Annotated in this window: 5 protein-coding genes; 4 read left to right on the top strand and 1 reads right to left on the bottom strand. The window is 66.6% G+C overall.

The features are described 5' to 3' along the window. Positions 1-314 precede the first annotated feature (314 nt). The 4 genes from GAS53_RS46280 (at position 315) to GAS53_RS46295 (ending at position 14,863) form a co-directional block, all read left to right on the top strand. Complete coding sequence (locus GAS53_RS46280) at positions 315-2,933, top strand: glycosyltransferase family 1 protein (protein ID WP_151483799.1); 2,619 nt, start codon at positions 315-317, stop codon at positions 2,931-2,933. Between the two features lie 393 nt (positions 2,934-3,326). Beyond that, a complete protein-coding gene (locus GAS53_RS46285; RefSeq protein WP_225859533.1) occupies positions 3,327-6,881 on the top strand; it encodes a LamG domain-containing protein in 3,555 nt (1,184 codons plus the stop codon). Between the two features lie 204 nt (positions 6,882-7,085). Beyond that, a complete protein-coding gene (locus GAS53_RS46290; protein WP_192583588.1) occupies positions 7,086-13,934 on the top strand; it encodes an RHS repeat-associated core domain-containing protein in 6,849 nt (2,282 codons plus the stop codon). 131 nt (positions 13,935-14,065) lie between these two features. Continuing rightward, entirely contained in the window at positions 14,066-14,863 is a 798-nt protein-coding gene (locus GAS53_RS46295; RefSeq protein WP_151483802.1) for a barstar family protein, read from the top strand. 241 nt (positions 14,864-15,104) lie between these two features. Here the strand turns inward: GAS53_RS46295 and GAS53_RS46300 are convergent, their stop codons facing one another. Then, positions 15,105-15,650 carry a flavoprotein gene (locus tag GAS53_RS46300; RefSeq protein WP_151483803.1) on the bottom strand — a complete coding sequence of 182 codons (546 nt, stop codon included), beginning with the start codon at positions 15,648-15,650 and terminating at the stop codon, positions 15,105-15,107. Positions 15,651-15,738 lie beyond the last annotated feature (88 nt).

The following is a 15,738-nucleotide window of genomic DNA, read 5'->3' on the forward strand; positions in this document are numbered from 1 at the left end:
GAAGCCGAGAGTGGGGGAGAAGCCGAGAGTGGGGGAGAAGCCGAGAGTGGGGGAGAAGCCGAGAGTGGGGGAGAAGCCGAGGGTGGGGGAGCGACCAGCCACGGACGGCCCGCGGTCGTAGTACCGCACATCCCGCGGACCGCTTTGCGCCGTAGTTGCGAAGGCACCCTCGCCGCTACCGTCGTGGGTGACGAAGGGCGCACATCGTCGTGTGTCCTGCTAGGTCCTGCTAGGTCCTGTCGTCCAGGTCCTGCTGGGTCCTGTCGTCGTCCGTGTACGCCGCCCTGGTACGTCCTCCGTGAAGGTGGAAGCTCGTGAAGGCCATCCGCAGATTCACCGTGCGTCCCGTACTCCCCGAAGCCCTTCACCCCCTCAGCGATCTGGCGCGCAATCTGCGCTGGTCCTGGCATGCCGAGACCCGTGACCTCTTCCAGTCCGTGGACCCCGAGCGCTGGGCCGCCTCCGAACGCGATCCCGTACGCCTCCTCGGGAGCGTGTCGCCCGGGCGGCTGGCCGAGCTGGCGGAGGACCGGCGCTTCCTGCGACGGCTCGCCGCGGCCGCCGACGACCTGAACGACTACGTGACCGGCGACCGCTGGTACCAGTCCCAGTCCTCCGAACTTCCCGCCGCCATCGCCTACTTCTCGCCCGAGTTCGGCATCACGGCCGCGCTGCCGCAGTACTCCGGCGGCCTCGGCATCCTCGCCGGGGACCATCTCAAGGCGGCCAGCGACCTCGGCGTACCCCTGATCGGCGTCGGACTCCTCTACCGGCACGGCTACTTCCGCCAGTCGCTGTCCCGGGACGGCTGGCAGCAGGAGCACTATCCGGTCCTGGACCCGAACGAACTGCCCGTGTCCCTCCTGCGCGAGCCCGACGGCACACCCACCCAGGTGTCCCTGGCCCTCCCCGGCGGCAAATCCCTCCACGCCCGTATCTGGCTGGCCCAGGTCGGCCGGGTCCCGCTGCTGATGCTCGACTCGGACGTGGAGGAGAACGACCTCGGCGAGCGCGGCGTGACGGACCGGCTCTACGGCGGCGGCAGCGAGCACCGGCTCCTCCAGGAGATGCTGCTCGGCATCGGCGGGGTGCGTGCCGTACGGACCTACTGCCGCCTCACGGGCCACGCGCGGCCCGAGGTGTTCCATACGAACGAGGGCCACGCGGGATTCCTCGGTCTGGAACGAATTCACGAACTCTCTTATGACGACATGGAATTCGACGCAGCACTGGAGGCGGTCCGGGCCGGGACGGTCTTCACGACCCACACTCCCGTTCCCGCCGGAATCGACCGCTTCGACCGGGAGTTGGTGGCCCGGCACTTCGGCCCGGAGGCGGAACTCCCGCGCATTGATGTCGAACGCATTCTGCAATTGGGAATGGAGACATACCCGGGCGGCGAACCGAACCTCTTCAATATGGCGGTGATGGGCCTGAGGCTGGGCCAGCGGGCCAATGGGGTTTCGTTGCTGCACGGGCACGTGAGCCGGGAGATGTTCTCGGGCCTCTGGCCGGGCTTCGACCCGGACGAGGTGCCGATCACCTCCGTGACGAACGGGGTGCACGCGCCCACCTGGGTGGCACCCGAGGTCTTCCGCCTCGGCGCCCGCCAGATCGGCGCGCAGCGCACGGAGGACGCCATGACCGTCGGCGCCTCGGACCGCTGGGACGCCGTCGCCGAGATCCCCGACCAGGACATCTGGGACCTGCGCCGCGTGCTGCGCGAGCAGCTCGTGGTGGAGGTACGGGAGCGGCTGCACGCGTCCTGGCGGCAGCGCGGCGCCGGCACGGCCGAACTGGGCTGGATCGACGGCGTGCTGGACCCGGACGTCCTGACGATCGGCTTCGCGCGCCGGGTCCCGTCCTACAAGCGCCTGACGCTGATGCTGCGGGACAGGGACCGTCTCATGGATTTGTTGTTGCACCCCGAGCGTCCGATCCAGATCGTGGTGGCGGGCAAGGCGCACCCGGCGGACGACGGGGGCAAACGCCTGGTCCAGGAGCTGGTGCGGTTCGCGGACGACCCGCGCGTACGGCACCGGATCGTCTTCCTCCCCGACTACGGCATGGCGATGGCGCAGAAGCTGTACCCGGGCTGCGACATCTGGCTCAACAACCCGCTGCGCCCGCTGGAGGCATGCGGGACTTCGGGCATGAAGGCGGCGCTGAACGGCTGTCTGAACCTCTCCGTCCTGGACGGCTGGTGGGACGAGTGGTTCCAGCCGGACTTCGGCTGGGCGATCCCCACGGCGGACGGCACGGCGGTGGACGACGACCGCCGGGACGACCTGGAGGCCTCCGCGCTCTACGACCTCCTGGAGCAGCGGGTGGCCCCGCGTTTCTACGAACGCGGCCAGGCCGGCCTCCCCGACCGCTGGATCGAGATGGTCCGCCAGACCCTCACCCACCTGGGCCCGAAGGTGCTGGCGGGCCGCATGGTCCGCGAGTACGTGGAACGCCTCTACACCCCCGCGGCCCACGCCCACCGCGCCATGGACCCCGCCTCAGCAAGGGAGTTGGCGATCTGGAAGTCCCGCGTCCGCACGGCCTGGCCGCACGTCACGGTCGACCACGTCGAGACGACGGCCGCCACGCAGACGGCCGAACTCGGCACGACGCTGTCCCTCCGGGTCCGCGTGGGCCTGGGCGACCTGGCCCCGGACGACGTCGAGGTCCAGGCGGTCTCGGGGCGTGTGGATTCGGAGGACCGCATCACCGACGCGGCGGCGGTGCCGCTGAAGCCGGCGGGCGGTCCGGACACGGAGGGGCGGTGGGTGTACGAGGGCCCACTGTCCCTGGACCGCACGGGGCCCTTCGGATACACGGTGCGGATTCTGCCTGCGCATCGACTGCTGGCGACCAGTGCTGAGGTGGGGTTGGTGGCGGTGCCTTCTGAGGGGATGGGGGAGGGGGCGGGGGTTTTGATGCGGTGAGAGCGAGGGGCCCGTCTACTTGAGGTGACTGCAGGGTTGGCCTTGAATCTCCTTCCCGTTCACCTTTCCTCGGGCTAATTCCAGCCTTTTCCTGAGCTCGAGCCGAAAACGCCCCGCTCATATCGCGCGTTTGACTTCATAACCGCTCTGGAGTGATGTGGATCACTCTTGACCGTGGGAATGGCTGTGCGTTTCTGTTCGCCCTGGTATTTGTGTTGTTCCTGTGACGCCGGGGTGGGGATCGTGGGCGGGGAGACGGGGGCTGGGCAGGCACATACGCGGCGCAGACGTCTGTGTCGAGTGGTGTCTGCCGTGGCCGCGTGGTGTGTTCTGGGGTCGGCGCCTGTGGCGCTGTCGGTCGCCTCACCGACGGGGGCGGCACCGCCCTCGTCGGTGAGGCAGCCGACAGCTTCCGAGAAGGCGGCAGCGTCCGGGGAGGCGGTGGAGGACACCGCCCAACGCACGGAGTATTCACAGACGTTCGCGAATCCGGACGGGACGTTCACGCTGACGCAGTCGACGACGCCGGAGCGGGCTCGTGACGCGGACGGGGCATGGCGGGACATCGACGCAACGCTGGAGCGTCGTGCCGACGGCACCGTGAGACCCAAGTCCGCAGTGGTGGACCTGGAGTTCTCCGGTGGCGGAGATGGCGACGACATGATCCGGCTGGGACAGGGAGGGCGGTCGTTCACGCTCGGCTGGCCTGGGCGCCTGCCCGAGCCCACGCTGGAGGCTGCGACCGCCACGTACGCGGAAGTCCTTCCCGGCGTGGACCTGCAGCTGACCGCCACGGCCGAGGGCTACCGGCAGGTGCTGGTGGTCAAGTCGTCCGAGGCCGCGGGCAGTGACGAGTTGGAACGACTGAGTTTCGCTGCCGCTGGTGACGGCCTTGAGGTGGTGCCGGGCGCAGGCGGTGGGCTGCGGGCCGTCGACGAGGACGGCAACGCCGTGTTCAACGGTCCCGCCGGTCAGATGTGGGACTCCGCCGGGGACCAGGACGCCGGTACGCAGACCCAGTTGCTGCGTTCCGCTGCTGCGGCACAAGGCCCCGAGGCCGCCGCCGAGCGGGATCCCGCACAACCCGGTGCGGGCGATGCCAGCGCCGTGCTGCCGGTGCGGGTCGAGGCCGGGACCGTCACGGTGAATCCGGACCTCGACCTGTTGCGCGGCTCGAAGACCGTCTATCCCGTCTACATCGACCCGCCCGTCGGCCTCGGCCGCTCGGAGCGTACGAAGATCTCCTCGGACGGTGACCGGTTCTGGCAGTTCAACGGTGACCTGGGCGTGGGCCGGTGTGGCACCGCGGACGGCTACTCCTGCGGAAACAACTACATCGACCGGATGCTGTTCGAGTTCGGGCCGGGCAAGTTGAGCGGCAAGTACGTACTGGACGCGACGTTTCGGGCGTACGAGACGTGGTCGTTCAACTGCGACGCCAAGTGGCTGAACCTGGTGCGTACGAACAACATCTCCGAGGGCACGCGCTGGCCGGGGCCCTCCACGATCGACCACATGGGAGACCGGCTTGTCTCGGCGGGCCGCGGTGACAATTGCTCCCCCGATCAGCCAGACAAGTGGATCGAGTTCAACGACGATCCCGCGCAGCCGGAGGAGAACCTGACCTCGACGGTGCGTGCGTTCGCGGACGGCAAGTTCTCCCGGCTGACGCTGATGTTGTGGGCGAAGGACGAGAGCGACCCGCGGGCGTGGAAGCGGTTTGACGACAACGCCGAGTTGCAGGTCACGTACGTGCCCCGACCGGGTGTGCCGACGGACGTGGGGCTGATTCCGGGCGACGGCAAGACCGCGTACTGCGAGAAGGCATCCACCAAACCGCTGATCGTCACCCGCCTCGATCCCATGGTGCAGGCACGTGTGCAGACCAAGGTGCAGCCGGGGAGTGGTGAGGAAAAGGGGTCGCTGCAGGCCGAGTTCATCGTGGAGAACAGGCACTCGGACGGAGTGTGGGGTACGGCCTGGTCCGGCGCCCAGCCGTCATCCGGATGGCATCCCGACGGCACGCTGGAGAAGATGCGCACCAATGACCGTGGGGATGGTGGGGTCTACCGCTACAAGGCGCGTACGCAGTCGCACTGGGCGTATGGCGGCAAGAGCGGGGATCTCTATTCGTCGTATTCGTCGTGGTGTTACTTCAACGTGGACGCCAGTGCTCCGAAGGTGCCGCAGATCATCAACAACGGTCCGTACCAGGAGTGCACCGACAACGACTGCCCGGGGCTCGGTGGTCCCGGAACGGCGGGCTCTTTCACCTTCAAGCCCAACACGGCTGACAAGGACGTCACGGGCTTCAGGTGGAAGCTCATCGCCGGTTCCACGGGCCGGGTCAACGAAGTCACCGGAACCTCGCCCACCGTTTCGGTCGTCCCTCAGCTCGGCGGCACCCAGGTGCTGTCGGTATGGGCCCTCGATGTGCGCGGCCGCGACGGCACTCCGGCGGAGTTCATCTTCAAGGTGGCACCCCCTGAGGCGGAATCAGGTCGCTGGCACTTCGACGACAACGCCCGCGAGGCGGGTACCCGAACGGCCCTGGACACCGCCACGGTCGGCACCCGGCACCCCGCCACGCTGACCAACGCGGGCGCGGGCTGGTCGACGATGGCTCGGCGCGGTGACGCCGATCAATCGCTGTGGTTGAACGACACCTCAAACGCGGACCAGCAGACCGGTTACGCCGTCACCTCGTCCCCCGCCGTCATCACCAGGGACTCCTTCACGGTCTCGGCCTGGGCCTATCTCACCGATGCCGCCGAGACGCGGGTCGTGCTGTCGCAGTCGTCGGCCACGCTGGGGCAGGCTCTGTCCCTGTCGTACTCACCCGGCGACCAGAGGTGGGGCTTCAGCCGCTCGGCGACGGACGCCAACAGCCCGGCGTGGATCCGTTCGCCCGCCGACCAGCCGGCCACGCTGAACGTGTGGACTCATCTGGCCGGTGTCTTCCAGACCCAGGGTGACACGGATCCGAAGAACGACACCGTCCAACTGTTCGTCAACGGGCGCCCGCAGGGCCAGCCGATCAATCTCTACGCCAAGTCGTCCGCGTATCAGCCGTGGACGGCGAGCGGTGGACTGAACATCGGGCGGTCGCCTGGGGGGCAGTACTTCCACGGGCGGGTGGACGAGGTGGCGGTGTGGCAGTACGCGCTGACACCGGCGGACATCGCGCAGGAAGCGCGAGCTCTCGGCCCGGACCGTGTGCCGGTCAACGAACTGGTGGCCCAGTGGGACGCCACGTCCGCCACGGGGGCCGAGATCACCGAGCGGACCGCCTATCCACGGCCCGCGATGAAATTGTCGGCATCGGGCGCCGTACTGAACGAGGACAGCAACGCGCTGACCCTGGACGGAGCAGCGGGTTACGCCTCTGCGACAGGTCCCGTGATCGACGAGGGCGGATCGTTCACGGTGTCCGCGAGCGTGCAGTTGGAGGCCGCAAAACTGGCGGCCAAGCCGGTCGGGTACCGAGGACAGGTGGCCGGGCAGCGGATCGGCGGGGAGTCGTCCTGGGCGCTGTGGGTGACGAAGCCCGGGGACAGGGTGTACCAGTGGAAGTTCACCCGCACGGCCGTCGGCTCGGACGGGAAGGTCACGCAGAGCGCCGAAGTACCCGCCGTGGACATCGCTGAGACCGATACCTGGGTGCAGTTGACTGGCGTCTTCGATGCCCAGGCAACGTCGGATCAGGATGATCTCCAACGCGGCCGACTCCAGCTCTACGTGGGGCAGGACGAGCAAGGCGACTCCGATGCGATGGGCTTCACCGCCGTCCAGCAGGGCAGCGGAGAGCTGGCCATGGGCCGGGGCGCTGTCGGCGGATCCACCGGCAATCACCTGCTCGGAAACCTCGGCGACTTGAGGATCTGGACCGGAGCCATGAACCGCGAGCAGATCCGCTCCCAGGTGATGGCGGAACCGGATACCACCTGACGCTCATTCTCGTTCGGCGCCTGAGGCGTGGTGGCGGGGCATGCCCCGCCACGCCACCCGTCGAGGCGGGCGCCCCCAGACCTTCGACTCACCGATCCGTGCGGGCCGCACCGGCCCATGCCTGAGTGCACTGCCATCTGCGGCGCGCAGGGAGAAGACGCGATGAAACTGTTCAGGACCGCGAGACCCGTACGTATCAGTGTCATGAGCCCTTCAGGGGCCTGGGCCCGTCGGGCGGCCGCCTCAACGGGCCTTGTCATGCTGTGGGGCCTGCTGACCCCGGTGGCCTTCGCGGCCGACGCGGACCCGCTGGGAGCGCCGAAACTGCCGACTTCCCACAGCCAGAAGGTCAGGACCTTCACGGCGAAGCCTGACAAGAAGGCCGCTGCGGCGGTGGCGCGCGCGGAGGCGGCGGACGATTCGGCAGCGGCCCGTGCGCGCAAGGACCAGCAGCGGAAGGTCACCTGGCCGACCGCGGGGCAGGCCACCGCAACACTGCCTGCGACGGGTTCGGCGACGGTCTCCCCGGGTTCGCTGCCGGTCACCCTCGCCAAGCCCTCCGAAGGCGAGGCGGCGAGCGAGGTCGCGGTCGAGGTCCTGGATCAGAAAGCCTCCGAGCGACTGGGGGTACGAGGAGTCGCGTTCCAAGTCAGCGCGAAAGAGGGAGGGGCGGCTCAACTCACCCTGAACTACGGAGCGTTCGCCTCGGCCTACGGCGGCGACTGGGCCGGCCGTCTGCAACTGCTGCGCCTGCCGGACTGCGCGCTGTCGGACCCGGCCGCCGCGATATGCCGTACACGCGACACCCTCGACTTCACCAACGACCGCTCCGAGCAACGCCTTTCCGCCCCCGTCTCACTGTCCGTCGACGGTGCCCCGATGGTGCTGGCGGTGGCGGCGGGCACCAAGTCCGGCGCCGGTGACTACAAGGCGACCCCGCTGTCGGCGTCCTCGACCTGGGACGCCGGCGGTTCGTCGGGCAACTTCACGTGGTCGTATCCGCTGCGGGTACCGCCGTCGGCGGCCGGGCCCAAGCCCGATCTGTCGATCTCGTACGACTCGGGCAGCGTCGACGGCCAGACAGCCTCATCCAACAACCAGGGCACGGCCATCGGTGCTGGCTTCGACCTGACCTCCTCATACATCGAGCGCAAGTACGGCTCGTGCGACGACGACGGGCAGACGGACAAGTTCGACCTGTGCTGGAAGTACGACAACGCGTCGCTCGTGCTGAACGGCAAGGCCACCGAGTTGGTCAAGGACGACATCAGCGGCAAGTGGCGGCTGAAGAACGATGACGCGTCCACGGTCACGCACTCGCCCGGCGCCGACAACGGTGACGACAACGGCGAGTACTGGACCGTCACCACCGGGGACGGCACCAAGTACGTCTTCGGCCTGAACAAGCTGGATGACGCGGGCGCCGGTGACCGCACCAACTCGGTCTGGACCGTGCCGGTCTTCGGTGACGACCCCGACGAGCCCGGTTACGACAGCGGCTCCTCCTTCTCCGGACGCGCCAAGAAGCAGGCCTGGCGCTGGAACCTCGACTACGTCGAGGACACGCACGCCAACGCCATGACGTACTGGTACGCGGCCGAGACTAACAACTACGACCAGCTCGGCGACGACACCACCGGCACCGGCTACACCCGCGGCGGCTATCTGAAGGAGATCCGTTACGGCCAGCGCGCCGGCGCGCTGTTCTCCGGCAGCCCGGCCGCCTCCAACAGGGTCGTCCTCTCCCACGCCGAGCGCTGTCTCGCCTCCGGCACCGGCTGCGACGAGCTGAAGGACGGCACCCGCGACAACTGGCCGGACGTGCCCTTCGACGCCGTTTGCAAGGACGGCGACAAGTGCACCGGCAATGTGGGCCCGTCCTTCTTCACCCGCAAACGCCTCACGGGTGTCACCACCTACGCGTGGAACGCCGCCGCGTCCACACCCGCCTTCGAGGCCGTGGACGCCTGGGCGCTGAAGCAGCGGTACCTCGACCCGGGCGACACGGGTGACTCCACGGACCAGTCCCTGTGGCTGGAGGAGATCAGCCACACCGGCAAGCACGGCGCCGAGCTCTCTCTGGACCCTGTGAGGTTCGGTCACGAGTTCCGGGCGAACCGCGTCGACGGCACGAGCGACGACATCCTTCCGCTCAACAGGCCGCGCCTGAAGACGGTCGTCTCCGAGACGGGCGCGCAGACCATCGTCAGCTACGCGGACGCCGACTGCACAGCAGGTCAGAGCAAGCCCGCCCTGGACAGCAACACCCGGCGCTGCTACCCGGTGTACTGGTCGCCGAACGGCGAGAAGGACCCGGTCCTGGACTGGTTCCAGAAGTACCCGGTCACCTCCGTGTCCACCACCGACCCGCAGGGCGGCGGGGAGGCCGTGCAGCACACCTATCAGTACTCCACCGAGGGCGGCGCCTGGCACTACAACGACGACCCGCTGACGCCCGAGAAGCAGCGAACCTGGTCCGTCTGGCGCGGCTTCGGCAAGGTCACCCACCTCACCGGCGCACCGAACGGCCCGCGCTCGAAGACAGTGACCGTCTACTTGCGGGGTATGAACGGCGACCGCGTCCTCGGCGCGGACGGCAAAACCCCGGACAAGGACAAGCGCAAAACGGCAGAGGTCACCGGCATCAAGGCCGGGAAGATCACCGACTCCGACCAGTACGCGGGCTTCACCCGGGAATCGGTGACCTACAACGGGGACGCGGAAGTCTCCGGCACGGTAAACGATCCCTGGTCGAAGAAGACAGCCACCCAGCACAAGTCGTACGCGGACACCGAGGCGTACTACGTGCGTACCGCCGCCACACACACCCGCACGAACATCACGAGCAAGCTCACGCCGTACGACCGAGTCCGCACGGTCAGAACCACCTTCGACGACTACGGCATGGCCGAGACCGTCGAGGACCAGGGCGACGACTCCGGCAGCGGCGATGAGACCTGCACCCGCACGTGGTACGCACGCAACGACGACAAGGGCATCAACTCCCTTGCCTCCCGCGTCCGCAAGGTCGGCAAAGCGTGCACGACATCGGACGCCGCCCTCGATCTCCCGGCCGACGCCGGCCGCCCTGGCGACGTGATCGCCGACACGGCCACCGTGTACGACGACACCGGCGCGACCGCCTGGTCGGCGTCCCAGAGCCCGACCAAGGGCGACGCCGTGTGGACGGGGCGTGCCAAGGGATACGGCGGTGACGACAACCCCGCCTGGCAGAAGGTGACCACCGCCACGTACGACAGCCTGGGACGCGGACTGACGGTCAAGGACACCAACGACCTCACGACCGCCCACACGACCTATGTCCCGGCGGGCACCGGCCCTCTGACCTCGACCACTGTCGAGGACGCCAAGACCTACAAGACCACCACCCTGGTGGACTTCACGACCGGCTCCCCGACCAAGATCACCGACTCCAACGGCAAGGTCACGGAGTCCACCTACGACAGCCTCGGCCGCACCACCCAGGTGTGGCTGCCCGACCGGCTGCGGATCCTGGACGCCAAGCCCAACTACGTGTACGCCTACCACGTCACCAGCGCCGAGAGCGACATCTCGTGGGTGTCCACAGCTTCTCCGACAGGCAACGGCACCGGCTACAACACCACGTACGAGTTCTATGACTCTCTCCTGCGCTCGCGCCAGGTGCAGACGCGCAGTCCGGCCGGAGGTCGGCTGATCTCGCTGACGCTCTATGACTCCCGGGGCCTCGCAGTCGGCACCCGCAGCGACATCTGGGATTCCGGCTCGGCGCCCACCGGCGAATTCGTGGAGACCGAGGGCAATCAGGCGCCGATCGAGACCAACACCACGTACGACGGAGCGGGGCGCGTCAGCCAGACGGTCACCAGTGGCCGCGACATCTCCGTCACGGACGCTCCGCTGATCCGTCGCCTGACGGTCAAAACCGCCTATACCGGTGACACCGTCTCCGCCTCCGCTCCCGCTGGCGGGCAGGCCACCGCGGTCGTCACCAACGCGCTCGGCCAGACCACGCAACGCCGTGAGTACGCCGGCCCGCAGCCCACCGGCACGGCCTTCACGACGACCGACTTCACCTATACGCCGGCAGGTCAGCAGAAGACGATCACAGGCCCGGACAAGGCGCAGTGGTCGTACGAGTACGACCTGTTCGGCCGCCAGGTCAAGGCCGCCGACCCGGACAAAGGCACGTCCGTCTCCGGCTACGACGCGCTCGACCGTGTCACCAGCACCGAGGATGCCGAGAAGAAGAAGCTGCTGTACGAGTACGACCTGCTCGGCCGCAAGACCGGTATGTGGCAGACCGACAAGACGGATGCCAACAAGCTCACCGCCTGGACGTACGACTCGCTCGCCAAGGGACAGCAGGACACCGCCGTACGCTACGAAGGCGGTGCGGGCGGGAAGGCGTACACGCAGAAGGTCACCAAGTACGACAACCTCTACCGGGCCACAGGCAGCGAACTGCAGCTGCCAGAAGCAGACCCTCTGGTTGCCGCGGGTGTGCCGAAGACCCTGCCGTTCAGCGGCCAGTACAACGTGCTCGGCGCCCTGGCGGCGACGACCGAGCCCGCGGTGGGCGGCTTGGCGGCGGAGGCGGTCAGCTATGAGTACAACGCCACCGGGCAGGCGCTGAGTTCTCAGGGAACGACCAACTACCTTCAGGATGCCGCCTATTCCCCGCAGGGGGACCTGACGCAGCTCAGGCTGGGCACCGACCCGACCAGCTCGGCGAAGAAGGCGTACCTCAACTACACCTACGAGCCGGGCTTCCGACGCCTGACGAACTCGTTCGTCACGGATGACGTGCACGCGTACCGCACGCAGAGCCTGAAGTTCAGGCAGGACGACGCGGGCAACGTCACGTCGGTCTCCGACGGAACGACGCAGGGCGGCACGACGAAGGCCGACCACCAGTGCTTCGCATACGACGGTTACAGCCGCCTGACAGAGGCCTGGACCCCGAAGACGGAGGACTGCGCGACTACGGGCCGTACGGCGGGCAACATCGATGGTGCGGCCCCGTACTGGACGTCGTACACGTACAACGAGGCCGGGCAGCGCAAGACCGAGACCGAACACAGTGTCGGCATACGCCAGGGCCAGGACGCAGAGCGGAAGTACTCCTACCCTCCGGCGGGGGCGGCCCAGCCGCACACCTTGTCCGAGGTCTCCACGAGCGGTGACGGTTCGCGCAGCGAGTCCTTCACCTACGACAAGGCCGGCAACACCGACAAGCGCAGCACCACGACCTCCCACCAGTTCTTCCGCGCCGGCTGGAAGCTCACGTCGGGGGAGGAAGCCCGCTCCCAGCGCGCCCGCCTCGTGATGCGCGAGGACGGCGACCTGGCCCTCTACGACCGCAAGACGGGAGACATCGCCTGGCACACCAACACGGGTGGCCACGCGGGCGCTTGGGCCACCATGCAGGAAGACGGCAACTTCGTCGTCTACGACAAGGACAACAATCCCCTGTGGGACTCGAAGACCTGGGGCTCGGGCTACTTCGCCACGCTCCAGGACACCGGGGTCTTCGTCGTCTACAACAAGGACTGGGAGCCGCAGTGGAGCGCGGGGGTGTGGCTGGGCTCCGAGCCCGTCACCTCCGGATCCCAGCAACACACCTGGAACAGCGAGGGCAAGCTCGCCACCACGACCAATCCCAAGGGCGAGCAGACCAGTTACCTGTATGACGCGAGCGGTGAGCTGCTGATCCGGCGGGCTGTGGGGGACGGGGACACGGTCCTGTACCTCGGCGGCACCGAGGTCCGCCTGACGACGAAGGGTGCGACGAAAACCCTCTCCGGTACCCGCTATTACTCAGCCGCCGGCCAGGCGATTGCCGTGCGCACGGCGACCGCAGGGGTCTCGGGCACGAAGCTCAACTTCCTGGCCGCCGACCATCACGGCACGTCCAGCATCGCGATGGACGCCACCACGTATGCGGTCACGAAGCGCTACACGACGCCGTTTGGCGCTTCGCGTGGTGAGAAGGCTGCGGACTGGCCGGATGACAAGGCGTTCTTGGGCAAGCCGGCGGACGACTCCACGGGCCTGACCCATATTGGTGCGCGCGAATACGACCCAGGCCTGGGCCAATTCATCAGCGTCGATCCTCTTCTTGAACTCGACAAGCACCAGACCCTCAACGGCTACACGTACAGCGTCAACAATCCCCTCACCTTCTCCGACCCCACGGGACTTGGCCTGGCTTGCGGCAAAGGATTCGCCGAAGGATGCGGAAACGGTGTCGTCACGCACGGCGACGGCAGTCTCTCCAAGAACGGGAATGCAACGGGTGGCGGGGTCGCGTCTGGTTGGGGTCGCACTGGCGGCACGTCTCATACAAACAGCACGGGGAGCACCAGCAGCGGTGGCGGCGGCGGTGGCGATCCCAAGAAGGGGCCGGGGGATGACGACCAAGGGTGCGGTTCCTGGGGATTCCTGTCCGGGATCTGCTCCAGCGTTGGAGAGACCTTCTACGGCATCGTAAGCAACGTTCCCCACACCGCAGAGTATTTCGCCTGGCCTTTCGACGGCGATTGCCGAAATGGCGGACCTGGAACTCCGGGCTGTGATTATGGCGCCCAGTTCGACGGATGGGTAGCCGGCCACGGCTACGACATTTCAAGCGACGAATATCGAGCGCCCAGCACATTGGCCGCAATTTTCGGAACACGGGCCGCTGGAACACCGAGCTCGGTCAGAGGAACGCGAAATCCCGGTCGCCTGTCCGACCCGCTGCCCTTTGCGAATAAGGGGTTCTCCAATCACTTCGTTAATGCCTACGACGATATTAGGGCAGGCAGAGGGACCCCGCAGGTTGATCCCGGCACGAGGCAGCAGAAGGTTTTCCGGGGCGATAAGACGCACGAAAAGCCTTGGCGAGGGGCAAAGGAGTGGCGCGTTCCGGGAATCACGAAGCATGACAAGGCTAGAATTCTGGAATTGGAGATTCCTGGCGGCAGGACCGTGATGGGATGGACGAATGACCATTACGCAACGATTCATAAATTCACCGGCCCGCACTTCCCTGATTCTGATTGGAGGTAGACCGATCTCATACCGTGGCTGACGGTGCGTAGCTGCGCCTGTCCACCCAGGTCGTCAGGCGCAGCTGGTTCAATACGTAGTATGATTCTGTGCCTAGCCTATTAGGTTTGAAACCTTTCGGAGATTCCGTCGTGAATCATGTCAGTCTGCGAAACGGATGCTATCTTACCGGAGAAGAAGGGGGAGAGCTTTGGGGGAAAGCGCGTAATTCCACTGGGTTGTTCGCCTCGCTGGGGGGCGGGCTGCGCCGGGTGAACATTGAAGGGATCGCCCCGCAAGGTCGACTGATGGACTGCGTCAACCGGATCGGCACGAGGCGTGCTGTGGCTGGAAATGCGGACCTGGTGTTGCTGGACGTTGACGGTGCAGAAGTCGGTAGCTACTTTGTTGCTGATGTCGTCGTGGAAAAAGCAGAGCCATCGTCCAACGGTGCTGACCTTATGGACGTGACCGTCACATTGGATTGTGAGGACCTGCTTCCGGACGCCGAATGGCCATGGGGTCTTATCCGCGCCGGAAAGCTCAATCGCATCGGGTTGTGGCGCTCGCTGGACGGCGCTGGGCGTCATGCCTGGCTGTCCGTCGCTCTTAATCATCATTCTTTCCGACGGCTTAGTGACGCTCGCGCTGGGACGATCTACGAAATGGATGGGCGGCATATCGTCGATGAGTCCAGCTTCTATTGTGCTCTTGGAGAAGCGGTCAACGGGCCAGGTGGATATTTCGGCTGGAACCTGTCCGCTTTGGATGATTGCCTATGCGGTGGCTGGGGAGCCTCGCGACCGTTCGTGCTGAACTGGAATCACTCTATGGAAGCCAGGCGGCGAATCCTGGCCGACTCAAATGTGGACCAGGATTATGAGGGTCGATTCCTTGAATTGGTAGCCGAAATTTTCGACGGGCGAGGGGTCGAAATCAATCTCCTATAAATTTAGGCAGGCGACCTTTTGGACGGATAAGCGTCAGTATCTTAATGCGCAATCTGAATCTCGGCCTCTGTGTGATTCACCCAGGAATAGGAGAACGTCAGGGTGCGGGGATGGCTGATGCGTCAATTCGCTCATAGCGCATCATCAAGATGATATCGGCTGAAGATGACCTGCCTGGCTCCCGTTGCGCGGTTGGTATTGCAGATGGTGAGTTCGATTCCCAAGTATGGTGCGCATGTTGTCATGCGTCGGCGGCCAGCTTCCTTGCAGTTCCGACAGCGAGGTCCCACGGGTATGCCTTCGGCTTCCCCGAGCCAGGCGCATTGGGCATGAAACCGTCCTCCCCGTACAACACCGTGACCCCTTGCTCGCGCAGCTCCCTGACGCTGCGGTCAAGCTGCCGGTGTCGTGCATACGCGGCGTTCACGCAAGGCATCGTCACCGTGGGAATGCCCTTGCCGATCCCCTCCGCGACGACACCGACCACGAACGACGAAGTGAGGCCCAGCGCCCATGCGTTGAGGCTGTTGAACGTCGCCGGGGCGAAGAGGATCACGTCTGCCTTCGGCCAGACGTCCGGCTGACCCGGGAGCTTGTACTCGCTGCGGACCGGGTGCCCGGTCTGTGCGGCCAGGTCGGCGAGGCTTTCCTCCAGCCAGTGTGCCGCTGTGGGGGTCAATCCGAGGCAGACGTCCCAGCCGTCGGCCTGTGCGGTCTCGACGACCTCCGAGATGTCGAACACCGGGGGCGCGGCCGAGGCGAACAGGTACAGAGTCCGTGAGGTCATGACCGCATCCCACCCTGCGCCGTTGATTACACGCAACCACCCACACCTTCAGGGGGATCAGCCGGGGAACCAGGGCGATCGACGGTCC

The organism is Streptomyces albicerus (assembly GCF_008905045.1).
Taxonomy (GTDB): domain Bacteria; phylum Actinomycetota; class Actinomycetes; order Streptomycetales; family Streptomycetaceae; genus Streptomyces; species Streptomyces albicerus.